Annotated in this window: 20 protein-coding genes and 1 tRNA gene; 12 read left to right on the plus strand and 9 right to left on the minus strand. The window is 29.9% G+C overall.

Annotated elements, in window-relative coordinates:
• Positions 1-6 precede the first annotated feature (6 nt).
• From HALO113_RS02230 to HALO113_RS02245, 4 genes are all read left to right on the plus strand, one after another.
• Entirely contained in the window at positions 7-432 is a 426-nt protein-coding gene (locus HALO113_RS02230) for a PaaI family thioesterase (protein WP_159777468.1), read from the plus strand.
• Positions 432-1469, plus strand: coding sequence for a chorismate-binding protein (locus HALO113_RS02235; RefSeq protein ID WP_159777469.1), 1038 nt, complete (start codon positions 432-434; stop codon positions 1467-1469). The genes HALO113_RS02230 and HALO113_RS02235 overlap by 1 nt, the downstream gene beginning before the upstream one ends.
• 35 nt (positions 1470-1504) lie before the next feature.
• Positions 1505-2221, plus strand: coding sequence for a bacillithiol biosynthesis deacetylase BshB1 (bshB1, locus tag HALO113_RS02240; RefSeq protein ID WP_159777470.1), 717 nt, complete (start codon positions 1505-1507; stop codon positions 2219-2221).
• A gap of 119 nt (positions 2222-2340) precedes the next feature.
• Positions 2341-2416: transfer RNA gene (locus HALO113_RS02245), tRNA-His, on the plus strand.
• 37 nt (positions 2417-2453) lie between these two features.
• Here HALO113_RS02245 and HALO113_RS02250 read toward each other — a convergent pair.
• The 3 genes from HALO113_RS02250 to pyrE form a co-directional block, all read right to left on the minus strand.
• Entirely contained in the window at positions 2454-3188 is a 735-nt protein-coding gene (locus HALO113_RS02250) for a sulfite exporter TauE/SafE family protein (RefSeq protein ID WP_159777471.1), read from the minus strand.
• Between the two features lie 78 nt (positions 3189-3266).
• The gene (locus tag HALO113_RS02255; RefSeq protein ID WP_159777472.1) at positions 3267-3659 is read right to left on the minus strand and encodes an SRPBCC family protein; all 393 of its coding nucleotides are present in this window, start codon (positions 3657-3659) and stop codon (positions 3267-3269) included.
• 13 nt (positions 3660-3672) lie between these two features.
• Positions 3673-4320 (minus strand): orotate phosphoribosyltransferase, encoded by a 648-nt coding sequence (gene pyrE / locus HALO113_RS02260; protein ID WP_159777473.1) that lies wholly within the window; start codon positions 4318-4320, stop codon positions 3673-3675.
• 7 nt (positions 4321-4327) lie between these two features.
• Here pyrE and HALO113_RS02265 point away from each other — a divergent pair, with 7 nt between their 5' ends.
• The 3 genes from HALO113_RS02265 (at position 4328) to HALO113_RS02275 (ending at position 6532) form a co-directional block, all read left to right on the plus strand.
• Positions 4328-4915 (plus strand): NUDIX hydrolase, encoded by a 588-nt coding sequence (locus tag HALO113_RS02265; protein ID WP_159777474.1) that lies wholly within the window; start codon positions 4328-4330, stop codon positions 4913-4915.
• 7 nt (positions 4916-4922) lie between these two features.
• A complete protein-coding gene (locus HALO113_RS02270) occupies positions 4923-5990 on the plus strand; it encodes a glycosyl hydrolase 53 family protein (RefSeq protein ID WP_159777475.1) in 1068 nt (355 codons plus the stop codon).
• Between the two features lie 95 nt (positions 5991-6085).
• Positions 6086-6532, plus strand: a complete 447-nt coding sequence (locus tag HALO113_RS02275; protein WP_159777476.1) for a PA2169 family four-helix-bundle protein — start codon at positions 6086-6088, stop codon at positions 6530-6532.
• Positions 6533-6670: 138 nt separating this feature from the next.
• Here the strand turns inward: HALO113_RS02275 and HALO113_RS02280 are convergent, their stop codons facing one another.
• Entirely contained in the window at positions 6671-8377 is a 1707-nt protein-coding gene (locus tag HALO113_RS02280; protein ID WP_159777477.1) for a M14 family metallopeptidase, read from the minus strand.
• 97 nt (positions 8378-8474) lie between these two features.
• Between HALO113_RS02280 and HALO113_RS02285 the strand changes: the two genes are divergently transcribed.
• From HALO113_RS02285 to HALO113_RS02295, 3 genes are read left to right on the plus strand one after another with little or no spacing between them, the layout of a single operon-like run.
• Positions 8475-9821, plus strand: a complete 1347-nt coding sequence (locus tag HALO113_RS02285; protein WP_159777478.1) for a DEAD/DEAH box helicase — start codon at positions 8475-8477, stop codon at positions 9819-9821.
• A 14-nt stretch (positions 9822-9835) separates the two neighbouring features.
• Positions 9836-10567, plus strand: a complete 732-nt coding sequence (locus HALO113_RS02290; protein WP_159777479.1) for a DUF4348 domain-containing protein — start codon at positions 9836-9838, stop codon at positions 10565-10567.
• Between the two features lie 16 nt (positions 10568-10583).
• Complete coding sequence (locus HALO113_RS02295; RefSeq protein ID WP_159777480.1) at positions 10584-11219, plus strand: class I SAM-dependent methyltransferase; 636 nt, start codon at positions 10584-10586, stop codon at positions 11217-11219.
• Between the two features lie 41 nt (positions 11220-11260).
• Here HALO113_RS02295 and HALO113_RS02300 read toward each other — a convergent pair whose 3' ends face one another.
• From HALO113_RS02300 to HALO113_RS02320, 5 genes are all read right to left on the minus strand, one after another.
• The gene (locus tag HALO113_RS02300) at positions 11261-11890 is read right to left on the minus strand and encodes a T9SS type A sorting domain-containing protein (RefSeq protein WP_159777481.1); all 630 of its coding nucleotides are present in this window, start codon (positions 11888-11890) and stop codon (positions 11261-11263) included.
• A gap of 132 nt (positions 11891-12022) precedes the next feature.
• On the minus strand, positions 12023-13558 hold the full coding sequence (locus HALO113_RS02305; protein WP_159777482.1) for a SulP family inorganic anion transporter: 1536 nt from the start codon (positions 13556-13558) through the stop codon (positions 12023-12025).
• 149 nt (positions 13559-13707) lie between these two features.
• On the minus strand, positions 13708-14166 hold the full coding sequence (gene coaD, locus HALO113_RS02310) for a pantetheine-phosphate adenylyltransferase (protein WP_159777483.1): 459 nt from the start codon (positions 14164-14166) through the stop codon (positions 13708-13710).
• Entirely contained in the window at positions 14166-14633 is a 468-nt protein-coding gene (locus HALO113_RS02315; protein WP_159777484.1) for a hypothetical protein, read from the minus strand. Before HALO113_RS02315 ends, coaD begins: the two co-directional genes overlap by 1 nt.
• Positions 14634-14638: 5 nt before the next feature.
• Complete coding sequence (locus HALO113_RS02320) at positions 14639-15610, minus strand: D-alanine--D-alanine ligase (protein WP_159777485.1); 972 nt, start codon at positions 15608-15610, stop codon at positions 14639-14641.
• An 89-nt stretch (positions 15611-15699) separates the two neighbouring features.
• Here HALO113_RS02320 and HALO113_RS02325 point away from each other — a divergent pair, with 89 nt between their 5' ends.
• Positions 15700-16323: a PASTA domain-containing protein gene (locus HALO113_RS02325; protein ID WP_159777486.1), complete on the plus strand. Its 624-nt coding sequence runs from the start codon at positions 15700-15702 to the stop codon at positions 16321-16323.
• Positions 16324-17373: an RluA family pseudouridine synthase gene (locus HALO113_RS02330; protein ID WP_159777487.1), complete on the plus strand. Its 1050-nt coding sequence runs from the start codon at positions 16324-16326 to the stop codon at positions 17371-17373.
• Positions 17374-17484: the final 111 nt, after the last annotated feature.

Genomic DNA, 17484 nt, shown 5'->3' on the forward strand with positions numbered 1-17484 from the left:
TAAAAAATGTTTAATAAAGAAGAAATACTTAGAGTTTGTACTCAATTATCTCAAAATACCTTAATGCAAACTTTAGAGATTGAATATATTGATGCTGGTGAAGATTTTTTAACTGCTAAAATGCCAGTTAACCCTAGAGTGCACCAACCTATGGGATTATTGCATGGAGGAGCTTCAGTTGCGCTTGCTGAGAGTGTTGGAAGTGCTGCTTCAATTATGTTTATCGATCCTGAAAAATTTGAAGTAAGAGGTATTGAAATTAGTGCTAATCATTTAAAAAGTAAAAGAGAAGGTACGGTATATGCTACGGCAAAAATAATTCATAAAGGAAGAAGTATTCATTTGTGGGAAATAAGAATTGTAGATGAAAACGATTCGTTAATTTCTCTTTGTAAATTAACCAATATGGTTTTACCAAGAAGAAAAGTGTAATGCAAGATATTATTACTAAAGCGAGAATTAGTTATCAGGCAAGAAAACCTTTTGTCCTTTTTGCTAACTCAAATAGTTCAACTTTAAATGCCTATTTTCAAAAAGATGATACTTTGGTTTCTTTTGAAGGTCAAGAAGGTTTTGTTTTCGTTTCTTTTAATAAAGAGCATAGATATATTATTCCTAAAACGAATAGTATTTTTCTATCTGAGGAAATACAGTATTATAATTCTAATTTAGGTGTTTTTGAAAAAGATTCTTTTAAAATAAAGCATAAAAAGGATTTTGAAAATTTAGTTTCTAAAGGAATTCATGCTATTAAAAATCTTTATTTTTCTAAAGTTGTATTATCAAGAAGAGTTTCACTTCATTTTAAAATAGATTTTGAAGCATCTTATTTAAATATGTTAAACACTTACAAATCGGCTTTTCGATATTTGTTTTATCATCCAAAAATTGGAATGTGGATGGGTGCCTCTCCAGAACAATTAATTAATATTGATGATAATATATTATATACGGTTGCATTAGCTGGAACACAAGTATATAAAGAAGATTTATTTTGGGAAAATAAAGAAAAACAAGAACAACAATTTGTAACAGATTATATTGTATCAGAAATTCAACCTTTTGCAGAAAAAGTAATGGTTTCTGAACCTTTTACTGTTCAAGCGGGAAATTTAGCACATATTAAAACAACTATTGAAGCAAATCTATTAAATAGTTGTAACTCATTAGAAATTGTAAAAAAAATGCATCCTACACCAGCGGTTTGTGGATTGCCTAAAGAACCAGCTTATAATTTTATCATTCAAAATGAAAATTATGATAGAAAGTTTTATACTGGTTATTTAGGAGAATGGAACACTAAAAATAAGAATTTATTTGTAAATTTAAGGTGTATTGAAATAGAAGAAGATAACTTGCATTTTTATGTAGGTTGTGGTATTACAAAAGATAGTGTTCCTGAAAAAGAATTCTTTGAAACAGAGAATAAATTAGAAACCATGAGTAAAATTATTAAGTTAAAAGTGTAGTTTTTACTCAGTATAAATATAGTTGAAAATAAAATATGAAATTAAATATATTAGCTTTTGGAGCCCATCCTGATGATGTGGAATTAGGTTGTTCAGGAACTATTGCCAAAGAAATTTCACTTGGAAAGAAAGTAGGAATAATTGATTTAACTAGAGGAGAATTAGGAACAAGAGGTTCTGCTGAAATTAGAGATAAAGAAGCACAAAAATCTGCAAAAATTTTAGGTGTATCAGTAAGAGAAAATTTATCTTTCAGAGATGGTTTTTTTGTTAATGACGAATTTCATCAATTAGAAATTATAAAAAAGATTCGTAAATACCAACCTGAGATTGTTTTGTGTAATGCAATTGATGATAGACATATTGATCATGGAAAAGCAAGCAAACTAGTGAGTGATGCTTGTTTTTTGTCAGGTTTAATTAAGATTGAAACAGAATTAGATAGTGTGGTTCAAAAAGCGTGGAGGCCCAAAATGGTGTATCATTATATTCAATGGAAAAATATAGAACCCGATTTTGCTGTAGACATCACCGGATTTATAGATATAAAAATGGAAAGTGTTTTAGCATATGGAACTCAATTTTATGATCCAAATTCAAAAGAACCTGTTACTCCTATAACCTCAAAAAACTTTTTGGATTCCATAAAATATCGTGCTCAAGACCTCGGAAGACTTATTGGAGTTGAATATGCTGAAGGTTTTACTGTAGAAAGATGTTTGGCAGTCAGTAGCTTAGAAAATTTAATATAAAAAAGTTTAATTTTTTTTTGTCAGATTTAGATAAACTACTATATTTGCACTCGCAAATGAGGCTATGCTTATTCACTTTTTAAAATAAGAATAATATTAGTTTCAAAAGCATACCAAATGGTGATTGTAGCTCAGTTGGTTAGAGCGTCGGATTGTGGTTCCGAAGGTCGCGGGTTCGAGACCCGTCTTTCACCCTAAAATGCAAAAGTGTTGAAGTAATTCAACACTTTTTTTAGTTTATATAAGTTTGTATACCCATTATTATTCCTATTAAAAGAATTAATACTAATGAGATTTGTTTAAATTTTTCCTGAGGGATAAATTGTAGGATATATTTTCCAATATAAGTACCTACTAGACCTATAACTAATAAGAATGGAACATATATTAAATCATGTTGGTGTATAAACCCATTTTTAAAATAAACAATAGTTCTCGTAAAATCAATAGCGAAATCAATTGCTGCAGAGGTAGCAATAAAAACAGATTTTTCTAAATTAAAAGCGGCCATAGTTATACCTCTTATTGCACCACCAGTTCCTAATAAACCTGCTGTAAACCCAGATAAAGACCCTCCTATAATTGATTCTCTAGGTTCTGGTTTAATTACTAATTCCTTTTTAATTAGAAATAACAAACTAAAACCAATTAAAAATAACATTAAAATAATTTTCAGAATAGTAGTGTTTAAGTATGTTGTTAAAATACCTCCAATGATTACAAAAATAACAGAGGGTAATCCTATATATAATAATAACTTCTTATCTAATCCTTTTCTAAAAAGGGCTATTTTGCTAATATTACTTGATAAGTGAAAAATTGCTGTTAGTCCTAATACGGTTTGAAAATCGAAAAAGAAACTGGCTAAAGGAACAAAGAAAACCGAAGAACCAAATCCGCCAATGGTTCCAACAATTTCTGCCAAAACAGCAAAAAATAAAAATACTATACTAATTCGATCAAGCATTAAAGATATTTCTTTCAAATATATATAAAAAAACTCCTGTTTAATCAGGAGTTTGTAAGAATTAAATTATAGTAAGAATTATAATTTGTGCATGTTCTGAGCTAAAGTTTCTATGAACTTACCTATTGGTCCTTTAACCATCATTGCCATCATAGGATTAAAATCACCTTCAAAAAATAATTGAACTTCAGTTTTATTTTCTTCAATTGTATTTAAATTTCCAGTTAAGGTAAAAGGTAATTTGCTCGATGCCGCTCCTAAAACAATTTTAGAATGTGGAGTTGCTTCTTTTTTAACTAATTTGATTTCTGGCATACCTTTTAAACCAAACTCAAAACAATTTTCATCTATCACTTCAAATTTAGCAATATTTTCAGGCATTAACTTTTCAAAGTTTTTTACATCTGTTAATGCATTAAAAATATATTCATTTGATTTTTCTACTACAACTTTTGTACTCTCTAAGTTCATTTCTAGTTAATTATTAAATATTTGTATTCCAAGTAGCTGGACTTTTTTTCCATTCTTGCAAAGTAGTTATTTCATTCTCATCAATATATTTTCGGTTCACAGCTTCATGAAGTAAATTGTCATAATTACTTAAGGTAAAAAGGGTTACGTTTGCTTCTTTAAAACGTTCAACCGACACATCAAATCCATAAGTAAATATAGCAGCCATTCCTTTTATAGTAGCACCTTCACTTCGTAAAGCCTCTATTGCTTGTAAACTACTTCCTCCTGTACTTATTAGATCTTCCACTACAACCACATTCTGTCCTTTTTCTAAATAGCCTTCCACTTGATTCTGTCTACCATGTTTTTTGGGCTCAGGTCTAACATACACAAAAGGTAATTCTAAAGCTTCTGCAACAAGTATCCCTATTCCAATAGCTCCTGTTGCAACACCTGCTATAACATCTGGTTTACCAAATTTTTCTTCAATATTTTTAGCAAATTCATCTCTTATGAAGTTTCTAATTGCTGGAAATGAGAGGATTATTCGGTTGTCACAATAAATAGGAGACTTCCATCCTGATGCCCATGTAAAAGGATTTTTAGAATTTAATTTAATTGCGTTTATTTGTAAAAGCAATTCGGCAGTTTTTTCGGCAGTGTTGTTATTAAAAATCATATTGCAAATGTATAAAGTTTTTGTAAACGATAAGGCACTTTTTTTAACAAATGAAGTTCAAAAAGAGACAAATTTTAAAATTTTTCTTTTAGAAAGTATTGATATAAAAAAACTAATTATAAAATTATTTCAAAATAAAATTGAAAATGCTTTTTTATATCATCCTGATGAAAAATTGATGATGAAGACTTTAAAGGCGAAAATACCTGTTGTAAAAGCAGGTGGTGGATTAGTTTATAATGAAGAGGGATGTGTTCTTTTTATATACAGAAATGGAAAATGGGATTTGCCAAAAGGAGGAACTGAAAAAAATGAAACAATGGAAGAAACTGCCATGAGAGAAGTGGAAGAAGAAACAGGTGTTACAGGTTTATCTATTTCAAAAAAATTGCAAAAAACGTATCATGTCTTTAAAAGGAATGGTAGATATAAATTGAAACAAACTTATTGGTATGAGATGAAATCGACTTTTAAAGGTAAGCCTAAAGGTCAATTAGATGAAGGAATTGAAAAAGTAGAATGGATTCACCCTAGTGATATTCCGCAATTGCTTGAAAACTCTTATGAAAATATAAAATTGTTATTTATGAAATAATTTTACAATGAAAATTTTAAAATTTATTTTAATTTTTGCCTTCTTTTTTTATTCATGCTCTAAAAATGAATTAGGAAATGATCCCAAAATAGAGGAGAATAACTTACAAATAAAAGGAGCTGATATTTCTTTTTTGCCAGAAATAAGGCAAACAAACATAGTTTTAAAAAATAGAAATAATCAAATAGAAGACCCTTTACATACTTTAAAAGCGGAAGGAGTAAATACAATACGATTGCGTTTATGGAAAAATCCTTCTACTAACAATTCAAGTTTTGAAACAGTCAAACAATTAAGTGAGGAAGCTAAAAGTTTAGGATTAAAGGTATTATTGACGGTACATTATTCTGATACTTGGGCAGATCCAGCTAATCAGATCAAGCCATCACTTTGGAATTCATTATCAATTTCTAACTTAAAAGATAGTGTATACAATTACACTAAGAAAATTGTTAATGAGATTAATCCCGAATATCTTCAAATTGGTAATGAAATCAACAATGGCCTTCTTTGGCCTGAAGGAAATGTAAATAATTTGCCTCAAATGCTCGAATTATTACAATCGGGTATAAATGCTGTTAGAGAAACTAATGTATCGACCAAAATTATTTTACATTTTGCAGGACATGCCAATGCAAATTGGTTCTTTTCTCAAGTTAATTCTTTAAATTACGATATTATAGGAATAAGTTATTATCCAAAATGGCATGGAAAAGATTTAAATGCTTTGCAAGAAAATTTAATTACTTTATCTACCACATTTAACAAACCCATTTTTATAGCAGAAACTTCATACGGATTTACAACCTCTTATAATGATTGGACAAATAATATTATGTATGATCAAAATGATTACTTACCACAATTTTCGATTAGTTCTGATGGACAAAAAGAGTATATGACAGAAATTAAAAATATTATAAACCATGTTCCCAAAGGAATTGGTTTTTGTTATTGGGGTGGTGAATGGATAAGTTATAAAGGCCCACAATCAACTAATGGCTCCACTTGGGAAAATCAAGCTATGTGGGATTTTACTAATAAGGCTTTACCAGTTATGCAAATTTTTAATTAAAAATAGTTATATTTTATAAACTTTCCGCAAAATAGTATAACACATAGGTTTTCGTTTTTTTTGAAATTTGTAACATAATAAAAAAACAAAAACACATGGAAACGAAAAAAAACATCGAAATTTTAAACGAATTAATTTCAATTTTAGAAGACGGTAGAGTAGGCTACACCAATGCTGCAGAAAACAGTGAAGACGGTAGTCTTAAAACTGTATTTTTAGGAATTGCTAGAGATCGTTCATTAATGGTTGTTCAATTACAGGACGAAATTAATAAATTAGGAAAATCAACCGAAGCAACTGATGGACCTCTAGGAGCAATACATAGAGTTTGGATTGATTTCAAAGCAATGATTACAGGACATGATAATGATGCTATTATTGAAGCTTGTTTAACTGGTGAAAATGCAGCTTTAGATAAATTTAGAGAGGCATTAAAAAATGACAGTCTTTCTCCTTCATTATATGGTTTACTATCCTCTCAATTAATTTCAATAGAGAATGCTATTGCTACAATAAAATCATATAAAAATATTACAGTATAATTTTTTTGTTTTTATTCTCATGTAGCGATAATTATATTGCTTAATGAGGCAAAAGAAGCTGGCTAAAAGTGAATTACTTTATTATAATTAATTGTATTGTGAATGTTCGCTTTATTACTTTTAGTCCAGCTTCTATTTTTATGGTATTCTATAAATAGGATATTGTAAATGTGCTTTTTCGTAATATTCTGAATTTCTATAAATCCAATCTAATTGCGCTTCTCCACTTGCAGCAAAATCTTTATCCATCATTTTTTTAGCATCAAATTCGGCTTTTAATTTGGCACTCTTATCTAATAATTCTTTAGCTAAATCTTCAAATACATAAGCAGAAAAATATTCTTTTTGTTGTAAAATGGCATCGAAGAAATTCCAATTAAAGTAACTGTCAACCGCTTCTGGTTCTAATGTTTCTATTAAATATTTTACACCTTTTTGTTGTGTTTTAATTAAAAAATCCCCTTTTTTAAAAGTTACTTCTTGTGAGTTTTTAGTAGCTATTGTATTAAAGTGACCATAATGACCTTCATAAGGGCGTTTGCTCGTTTCATAAGATGCAATTTTATAACTTTCTACTAAAATAATGGTATCATTTTTAATAGAACTCATTTCAATTTCATTCAATTTTAATAATTCTAAAATAGGCCATTCCGACTTTGGAACAACATAATAGGAAGGAATTGTTGTTTCTTTAGTGGCTTTATAATTGTTATAAAAATTAATTTTTTTGGTAAACGGTTGTTTTCGATCATAATACAGTCTGTTTTTACCAGTTACTTCACTGGTTTTATAATTGCCTTGATAACCTTTAAATTCCATTTTGGTAACTTTTGAAGAATCCAATTCCCATTGTAAGGGATATTTCATACCTATCGTATAATTTTTTAGATTTTCGGCTTTTAATTTCTTAATTTTTAAAAAATTTTTATCTACATAGTTAATGGTACTCAACATGTATTCATAAGTTACTGCTACACGGTCTTTGTAAGGTTTTAGCATGTGTGTTTCTGGTACCGACCCTAACGTATTGAAAAGCGTGGTATAACCTGTAGCATATCTTGGTGAATCCATAAATTGTGAAAAACCATCATCAGGTTTATCTCCATGAACATTCACATAAGGTGTGCTTTCAATTTTTTTCTTTTTTAAATCTTTCATGATTTCTGGATGCATTTCATTTTTGTAAAACTCTCCTAGTTTTCCGCCTAAACGTTGGTGTTGTGTGGCAATACAAGTAAAAGTGTATTGGTAATCGGCACCATTAGAAACATGATTGTCTATAAACATATCGGGATTTACTTCATGAAATATTTGTTGGAAACTTCTCGAATTTCTGGAATCCGATTTGATAAAATCTCTATTTAAATCAAAATTTCTTGCATTTCCTCTAAAACCATAAGCTTCCGGACCATTTTGATTGGCTCTCGAATGGGAATTTCTATTTAAACTTCCGCCAATATTATAAATGGGAATGACTACAATAATCGTATTTTTTGGAACTTTTATTTTGGCAGTTGCCAAATCACGAAATAATAGCATGGTGGCATCAATTCCGTCTGGTTCACCTGGATGAATGCCGTTGTTGATTAAAATAACGCCTTTATTTTGACTATAATCGAAGTTTTTATTTTCTGAAAAAGTAATAATATGTAGAGGCTCACCTGAATCTGTCAAACCCATTTCTTCCATTTGTATAGTTTGATACTGATTAGCTAATTGTGTATAGTAAGCAATACAATCTTCATAAGTCGTCGATTGATTTCCATTTCCTTTTTCAAAAGGGGTTTTTAGGTTTTGCGAAAAAACAAAAGTGGAGAAGAGTAAGAATAGTGATAGTTTTTTCATATAGGTAGTTTTGTTTTCTCAAATGTAATAAAAAAGAAACAGTTATTAAATGCCTATCAAAATTCGTAATTCAAATTTCTAAAACTATCTTTGCCAAATGAATTATAATTCTTTATCTGATACGCTGCTTTTGAATTTAGGAATTCAAGAGTTAAATGATATGCAAGAAGCGGCTCAAACGGCTATCTTGAATGATCCTAATGTGTTGTTACTATCACCAACAGGTTCTGGTAAAACATTGGCTTTTTTATTACCCATATACCAAATGCTTGAAACGGAAAAAAATGGAGTACAAGCTTTAATTTTAATCCCTTCTCGTGAGTTAGGATTGCAAATCGAAAAGGTTTGGAAAAAAATGAATACGGCTTTTAAAGCCAATGTTTGTTATGGCGGACATTCGTTTGAAACCGAATTAAAAAATTTGAGCGCACCACCTGCGTTACTTATTGGTACACCAGGAAGAATTGCCGATCATCTTGATAGGGAAAGTTTTGATACGAAGAACATACAAACCTTTGTATTAGATGAATTTGATAAATCGTTGCAATTAGGCTTTCATGAAGAAATGTCTTACATCATCAAACGATTGCCCAAAATTAACAAGCGTATTTTAGTGTCTGCAACTGCTGCAGTGGAAATACCAAAGTTTACAGGCGTAAATTATCCAACCGTACTCGATTTTACGGAAGAAGAAAAAACAAATGAAAATTTAACTACTCGAATCGTTGTATCGCCTTCTAAAGATAAAGTAGAAACACTCTTACAATTAATTTGCTCCTTACAATCAGAAGCAGCAATTATTTTTTGCAATCATAGAGAAGCAGTCGAAAGGGTTTATGATTGGTTAACAAAAAAAGGAATTATAGCAACTTTCTATCATGGTGGTTTAAATCAGGACGAACGTGAAAGGGCTTTAATTCAGTTTCGAAATAAAAGCGTTTCGTATTTAATTACTACCGATTTAGGAGCTCGTGGTTTGGATATTCCAGAAATGAAACACGTAATACATTATCATTTACCAGTAAAAGAAGAAGATTTTATTCATAGAAATGGGCGAACTGCTCGTATGTTGGCCACCGGAACGGCTTATGTTTTGGTTACTGAAACTGAGAAAAAAGTGGACTATTTTGATTATGATGGTTTTGTTTTGGATGTCTCCAAAGCGAAAAAGTTACCAGAAGCACCTCTTTTTCAAACTTTATATATAAGTGGAGGTAAGAAGAATAAATTGAATAAAGTAGATATTGTTGGTTTTTTATCTCAAAAAGCAAATTTAAGTAAAGAGGATATTGGCTTAATTGAAGTCAAAGATTTTATTTCTTTTGCAGCCATTCGTTCTCATAAAGTACAACCCATTTTATTGAAAATAAAAGACCAAAAGATAAAAGGGAAAAAGTACAAAATTGAAGTAGCACGAAAGGTGATTAAAAAAGAAGAGGACTAAAAATAATTTTGTTTATGAAGTACTTGTTTTTAATTGTAATATTTGGTTTAATTTCATGTAAGTCTGATAAAAAAAAGTTGGAAGATTTTCAGGAAATTGCAGTAGAAATGGATCAGAAAAGTTCTACTGTTTCAATTGATACAATTCCTTTTATGGAATTTTTTGAAAATTTTATTTTTGATAAAAGACTTCAAAATAGCAATGAAGACCATTCTATTGATTATGATTTTTTCTCAACGAAAGATTTTATCGCTTACTTGAATATGGACACTCTATCTGTTTTTGAAGAAAGAAATCATTTAGACAAACAGGATTTGATAATTCTTGATTTTAATAAAGGAAAAAATTTAAAATTTAAGTTTAAAAATATAGATAATAAATGGATATTTTCAGGTTCTAATACTGTTAATATTAATAATTTGCCTGAAAAGGGCTTTATTGATTTTTTAATTAAATTTTCACAGGATAGTATTTATCAAAAAGAGCATATTTTATTCCCTTTAGCTGATTATTCTCTTGATGATGATTATAAAACCATATCAAAAAAAATAAATAAAGAAGATTGGGATTATTTTAATCTTGTTAAGGAAATAGAAAGTTTACTATTTTTTGCAAATATCGATTCAAATAATTTTTTTAGAAATATTTGTTATAGAGGAATTGGTAATGGAATTTTAGTAAAGTTAACTTTTAAGAGAGTTAATAATGAGTGGTTTCTAATTAAAACAGAAGATTATTCAACTTAATCAATAATTTTAGTTTATGACTTCTCCAATATGTCTATTATGCCATTCCGATTCAACGCTTTTTTGTGAAAAGCCCAATCATTTATTTTATAAATGCGATACATGTCAAGGTATTTTCAGACCCCAACATACTTATTTTGATAGTCAAGAAGAAAAGCAACATTATGAACAGCATCAAAATGATGTAAATGACTTAGGGTACCAAAAATTTGTAAGTCCAATAGTTGAAGCAATTGTAACTGATTTTTCAACAGTACATAAAGGTTTGGATTTTGGTTCGGGAACTGGACCAGTTATTGCAAAATTGCTCACAGAAAAAGGCTATTCGGTTGCCAATTATGATCTTTTTTTTGAAAATATTCCAGAAAGACTCACACAAAAATATGATTTTATTTCCTGTTGCGAAGTAATGGAGCATTTTCATCAGCCTTTGAAAGAGTTTGAATTACTCCATTCCATGTTATTGCCTCATGGAAAATTGTATTGTAAAACCGAAGTATATCGCAATCAAACACCTTTTGAACATTGGTATTACAAAAATGATTTAACTCATGTGTTCATCTATCAAGAGCCCACATTGCATTGGATACAAAAAAAACTGCAATTCAAAAAAGTAGAAATAAGAGAAAAGATTATTGTTTTTGAAAAATAAAATTATGCACTTCTTCTCACTATAGAAAATATTGTTTATACTTATTTTCTGATGATTACTCTATCATTTAGAATTCCAGAATCTGTTTGAATTTTTAAGATATATACACCATCATTTAATTCACTTAAATCAATATTATTTTTAGATATGTTATTTATTGTTTTTACTAAACTGCCCACATTATCAAAAACTGTAATTTGATTAATCATTAGGTTACCAATTTTATATTCTAACTTCCCGTTTGAAGGATTTGGGAAAAACAAAAATTGAATTTTACTATTTTCAAAATTAGTTGTTGATAAATAAGATGCGGATGTTGTTTGATTGTCTGTTATAGCATAATTATCACAAGTAACTTGAGAGCTAGAAAGTACTATATGTACATTTACAGTATAATTTCCAGATGTGGTTAATGGGATAAAAAAATCATTATCAAAATAAAGTATGGGTAAATTATTATCAAACCAATAACAAACAGATAAATCTATCACATTTCCATTTACGGTATAAGTATTACTTAGGTATCCAGATCCAGTTCCTGAAACTGCCTTTACATTTACATTAATTCCTCCTGATACTGCTGTAGAAGATAAATCGGTAATTAAAACATTCTGACCAAAAGAATTTAGAATTGAAACAAAAAAACATAAAATAATTATAATTTTTTTCATAATGTAAATATTAAAAAAGAAAATCAAATTTAAAAAAAAAAGTAAATTGGATGATTGATAAAGTATATTTTCTTTACTTCTATATATTCCTTTACTAATTTAGTATTTAACTGATAAAATTCTACTATTATTTTATTTCCCAGGTATCACCTTATACGTTGGATCTTCCAAAATATTAACATCAATAATCGCGGCTGCATTTTTAAGTAATTCCACACAGTCGTTGCTTAAATGTTTTAAATGAACAGTTTTTCCAACAGTTGCATAACGTTCCGTAATTTTATTTACCGCATCAATTGCACTCATATCGGTAATTCTACTTTCAGCAAAATCGATAATCACTTCGTTTGGGTCGTTTTGTACATCAAATTTTTCAGCAAAAGCGGTAGTAGAACCAAAAAATAAAGGTCCGTACAACTCATAATGTTTCACACCTGCTTCATCTACATATTTACGAGCGCGAATGCGTTTGGCACTTTCCCAAGCAAATACTAAAGCAGAAATAATCACTCCAATTAAAACTGCTAAAGCTAAATTATGTAAGAATATGGTAATTAAGGTTACGACTAGCATTACAAAAATATCGGGTTTTGGCATTTTGGTAAACGTTTTAAAACTAGCCCATTCAAATGTTCCAATGGCAACCATAATCATCACTCCAGTTAAAGCAGCCATCGGTAATAATTCTATGACTGGTGCACCTACTAAAATGATTATCAAAATAGTTAGTGCGGCAATGATTCCAGATAATCTCGCTCTTGAACCCGAAGATAAGTTAACCAATGTTTGTGCAATCATAGGACAACCACCCATGCCAAAGAAAAACCCATTAGCTATATTAGCTGTACCTTGTGCCAAACATTCTCTATTACTGTTTCCTTTCGTACCTGTAATTTCATCTACTAAATTTAGGGTTAAAAGTCCTTCTGTTAAACCTACTGCAGCCATAATTAAACCATAGGGAAGTATAATTTTAAAGGTTTCAAACGTAAAAGGAATTTGAGGAATATGAAAAGGAGGTAAGCTACCACTTACAGAAGCAATATCTACTACTTGTTTGGTATCGATATTAAAAAGCAACACAATTCCAAAAACAATTAGAATGGCAACTAATGAAGCAGGAATTGCTTTTGTGATTTTTGGAAAAAGTAAGATAATGGCAATGGTTAAAGCTACTAATCCAGCCATTATAAATAAAGGAGTGCCAGTCAACCATTCCGATTGTCCGTTTACCAAAGTTTTAAACTGTTCTAATTGAGAAAGGAAAATGATAACGGCTAATCCATTTACAAAACCATACATTACAGGTTGTGGTACCAAACGGATGAATTTTCCTAATTTTAGCAATCCAACAATGATTTGTATGACCCCAGCAATAGCAACCGCATCAAAAACATATTCTAAGCCGTGAGTTTTCATTAAAGCAATCAATACAATAACCGTTGCACCAGCACCACCCGAAATTAAACCAGGACGACCACCAAAAATAGCAGTTATGATTCCCATAATAAAAGCACCATATAAACCAACAAGAGGAGGAAAGCCAGCTAGAATTGCGAAAGATAACGATTCGGGAATCATGGTCATAGCAACCGTTAAACCCGCTAAAACTTCCGTTTTATAGTCTACTTTTTGTTTGAAATCGAAAAGATTGAGTACTTTTTGCATGCTAATTTTGGCTTTTAGAATAAAAATGCAAAAGTAGTACTTCAAAAGAAAGAAACCTAACCCTTTTTTAGCTTTACATTCAACTTGATTGTAGTAAACCCAATTAAGTTATGCTTAAAACAAATTGGGTTAATTGTAAATAAGACGAATTATTTATTAACCATTACCGCTTCTGGAACCAATCGGGTAATATCACCACCATTACGCAAAACATCACGAACAATACTCGATGAAATATAGGAAGTACGTGCAGCAGTTAACAAAAATACGGTTTCAATTTTGGACAAACTTCTATTGGTATGCGCAATGGCTTTTTCAAATTCAAAATCGGCTGGGTTACGTAGTCCTCTCAAAATGAAATCGGCTTTTTCCTTTTTGCATAAATCGATAGTCAATCCTTGATAGGTAATTACTTTTACTTTAGGTTCGTCTTTGAAGGTTTCTTCAATAAATTTTTTACGTTCTTCTAAAGTGAACATGTATTTTTTTTCAGCATTTACGCCAATAGCTACAATCACTTCATCAAACAAAGAAACACCTCTTTTAATAATATCATAATGTCCATTTGTAATAGGATCAAATGAACCAGGAAAAATTGCTCTTTTCATTATTTTATTTTTAAAGCTTCTGTAAAGTTTATAACATCTTTACTAGAATAATCACCAATAATATATTTGTATTGGCCTTTAGTATTTATAATTAATAAACCAATACAATTACCTTGTTTGTCAAAGAAATTTTTTAAAAAGTAATGACCAATATCGTCATAGTGAGTTGTAAAGTCCAAAATGGGTTTTGCAGCTAATTTATCACCATATATATAAATGTTCCTATTTTTAGACATTTCTACTTTACTATACACTTTATTGGTTAGCCAATTATAAGTACTTTTTAAATCTTCGTAATTTTCGTAAGGACAATAATCTTGCGGGAAACGATAATTAATTATGAGCAATTCTTCTTCTTTCCAATTGTATTCGTAGCGTATCGAATTCATTTGGTCTTTAGGAATTGTATTTTCTTGGGAAAAACTTATTTGAACAATAGCAAGGATTAAGAAAATGTATTTTTTCATATTTTTTATTTTAAAGCTTCTTCAATGGCATTTTCAAATAATTCTGATAAAGAAATTCCCGCTTCACGAGCTTGTTGTGGTAAAATACTTTCATTAGTTAGTCCAGGAACTGTATTCATTTCAAGCATATGAGGTTCACCATTTACAATAATGTATTCACTCCTAGAAAAACCTTTCATTTTTAATACTTCATAAGCTTTTTTTGCTACAGTTTCAATTTTAATTTTTATTTCATTTGAAATTCTAGCAGGTGTAATCTCTTTTGATTTACCTAAATATTTCGCTTCATAATCAAAGAAATCATTTTCAGAGACAATTTCGGTAATAGGGAGTACTTTTGTTTCTCCTTTGTAGCTTATAACACCTACAGAAACTTCTGTGCCATCTAAAAAGCTTTCAATTATAATTTCATTATCTTCTTTATAAGCTGTTTCTATAGCGGGTAAAAATTCTTCTACTGTTTTTACTTTGGAAATACCAAAACTAGAACCCGATTTGTTTGGTTTTACAAAACAAGGAAGACCTACTTTAGCTATAATTTCATCTACATTTATTTTATCACCTTGATTTAAGTAATGAGATGTAGCCGTTTTTATGCCATAAGGTCTTAAAACAGAAAGTGTGTCTCTTTTATTAAAAGTTAAGGCAGCTTGATAATAATCGCATGACGTTTGAGGCAAATGCAGTAATTCAAAATACGCTTGTAATAATCCATCTTCTCCAGGAGTACCATGAATAGCATTGAAAACGACATCAAAAACAATTTTTTTGTTATCCATCGTAATTGAAAAATCACTTTTATTGATTGGGTATTCCGAATTATCATCGGCAACATAAACCCATTTGTCTTTTAAAATATGTATTCGATAACCTTTATATTTTGAAGCATCTAAATTTTGGTAAACCACATTACCGCTAGTAAGAGAGATTTTGTATTCGCTAGAATACCCACCCATGATGATGGCAACATTTTTCATATTTTGTCGTTAATAAGTAAACAAAATTACATTATTTATTTATAACTCTAAATGTTTTCTATTTTATATCTTTGTCAAAATTCAAATTTATGAGCATTCGAAAATTCTTAACCAGTAAAACATTTTTTATTCAATTAGCGATGGCCTTTGGTATTATCATCGTTTTAGGTTTTATCTTATTAAAGTTTTTAGATTTTAGAACCAATCATGGAGAAGAAATTCCAGTTCCAGATTTATCTAAAATGCAAGTAGCTATTGCAGATGAAAAATTGAAAGAGATAGGTTTAGAATTATTATTATTAGATACGGTAGATTTTAGAAAAGAAATGCCTCCTTTTTCTATTGTTGAACAAAACCCTAAAGCAGGAACTACAGTAAAAGATGGTAGAAAAATATATGTAAAATTAAATTCGGGTGGTTTTATGGATGTTAAATTACCTGATTTTTATGAGAAAACATACCGTCAAATTAGTGCTAATTTAAAATCTTTAGAATTAAAAGAAGGTAAGATTACTTACAAGAAAAATATGGCTAAAGATGTTGTTTTAGGTTTGACACAGAATGGAAGAACTTTGAAAAAAGGAGATAAAGTAAAGAAAAATTCAGTAATAGATTTTATTTTAGGAGATGGGAAAGAAGTTTTTAACGAATCAGAAATTATTCTCGATTCTGTAGCTGAACCCTTACCTGATGAAATTAATGATCAAGAATAAATGACAGCATACACCGTTTCAAACGATGATTTTTTAGAAGATGATAATTTACATGAGCATCACAGGTTTGTAATTGCGAAAGGACAACAAGCCTTACGAATTGATAAGTTCTTAATGAATGCTCTTGAAAATACGACAAGAAGTAAAATTCAGAAAGCAGCCGATTCAGGTTCTATTTTTGTAAATGATATTTCAGTTAAGTCCAATTATAAAGTAAAACCAGACGATGTAGTGCGTGTGATGTTAGAACATCCACCTTATGAACATCTTTTAAAAGGTGAAGACATTCCTTTAGATATTGTTTATGAAGACGATCAGTTGATTGTAATCAACAAACCTGCTGGAATGGTGGTACATCCAGGTCATGGCAATTATTCAGGAACTTTAGTAAATGCTTTGGCCTATCATTTCGATAATTTACCCATGAACAGTTCGGAACGTCCTGGTTTGGTACACCGAATTGATAAAGATACTTCAGGTTTATTAGTGGTTGCCAAGACCGAATTGGCTATGGATTATTTGACCAAACAATTTGCTGCTAAAACATCAGAAAGAGAATATGTAGCCTTAGTTTGGGGAGACATTCAAGAAGAAGAAGGTACTATTGAAGGAAATATTGATAGACACGTTTCCAATAGAATGCAAATGGCAGTTTATCCTGATGGAGAAAGAGGAAAACCAGCCGTAACGCACTTTAAAGTTTTGGAACGTTTTGGGTATGTTACTTTAATTTCGTGCCGATTAGAGACAGGAAGAACGCACCAGATAAGAGTGCATATGAAACACATTGGGCACACCTTATTTAATGATGAACGTTATGGAGGTGATGTCATTTTGAAAGGAACGACGTTTACCAAATACAAACAATTTGTAGACAATTGTTTTAAAGTATTACCAAGACAAGCTTTACATGCTAAAACTTTAGGGTTTGAACACCCTATTACAAAAGAATTTTTACGTTTTAATACAGCCATTCCTCAAGATATGGTAGATTGTATTGAAAAATGGAGAGTATATAGTAAAGCACAAAGTTATACGGAAGAAGAATAAAATAAAAGGATTAGTATCTCGCTAATCCTTTTTTTGAAAATAATATAAGAATCCATAAAATTAATCTAGCGATAATTATTTTTGATAGCAATTGTAAACCATAACTTACTC

This window comes from Flavobacterium sp. 9AF, from assembly GCF_902506265.1.
Taxonomy (GTDB): Bacteria; Bacteroidota; Bacteroidia; order Flavobacteriales; family Flavobacteriaceae; genus Flavobacterium.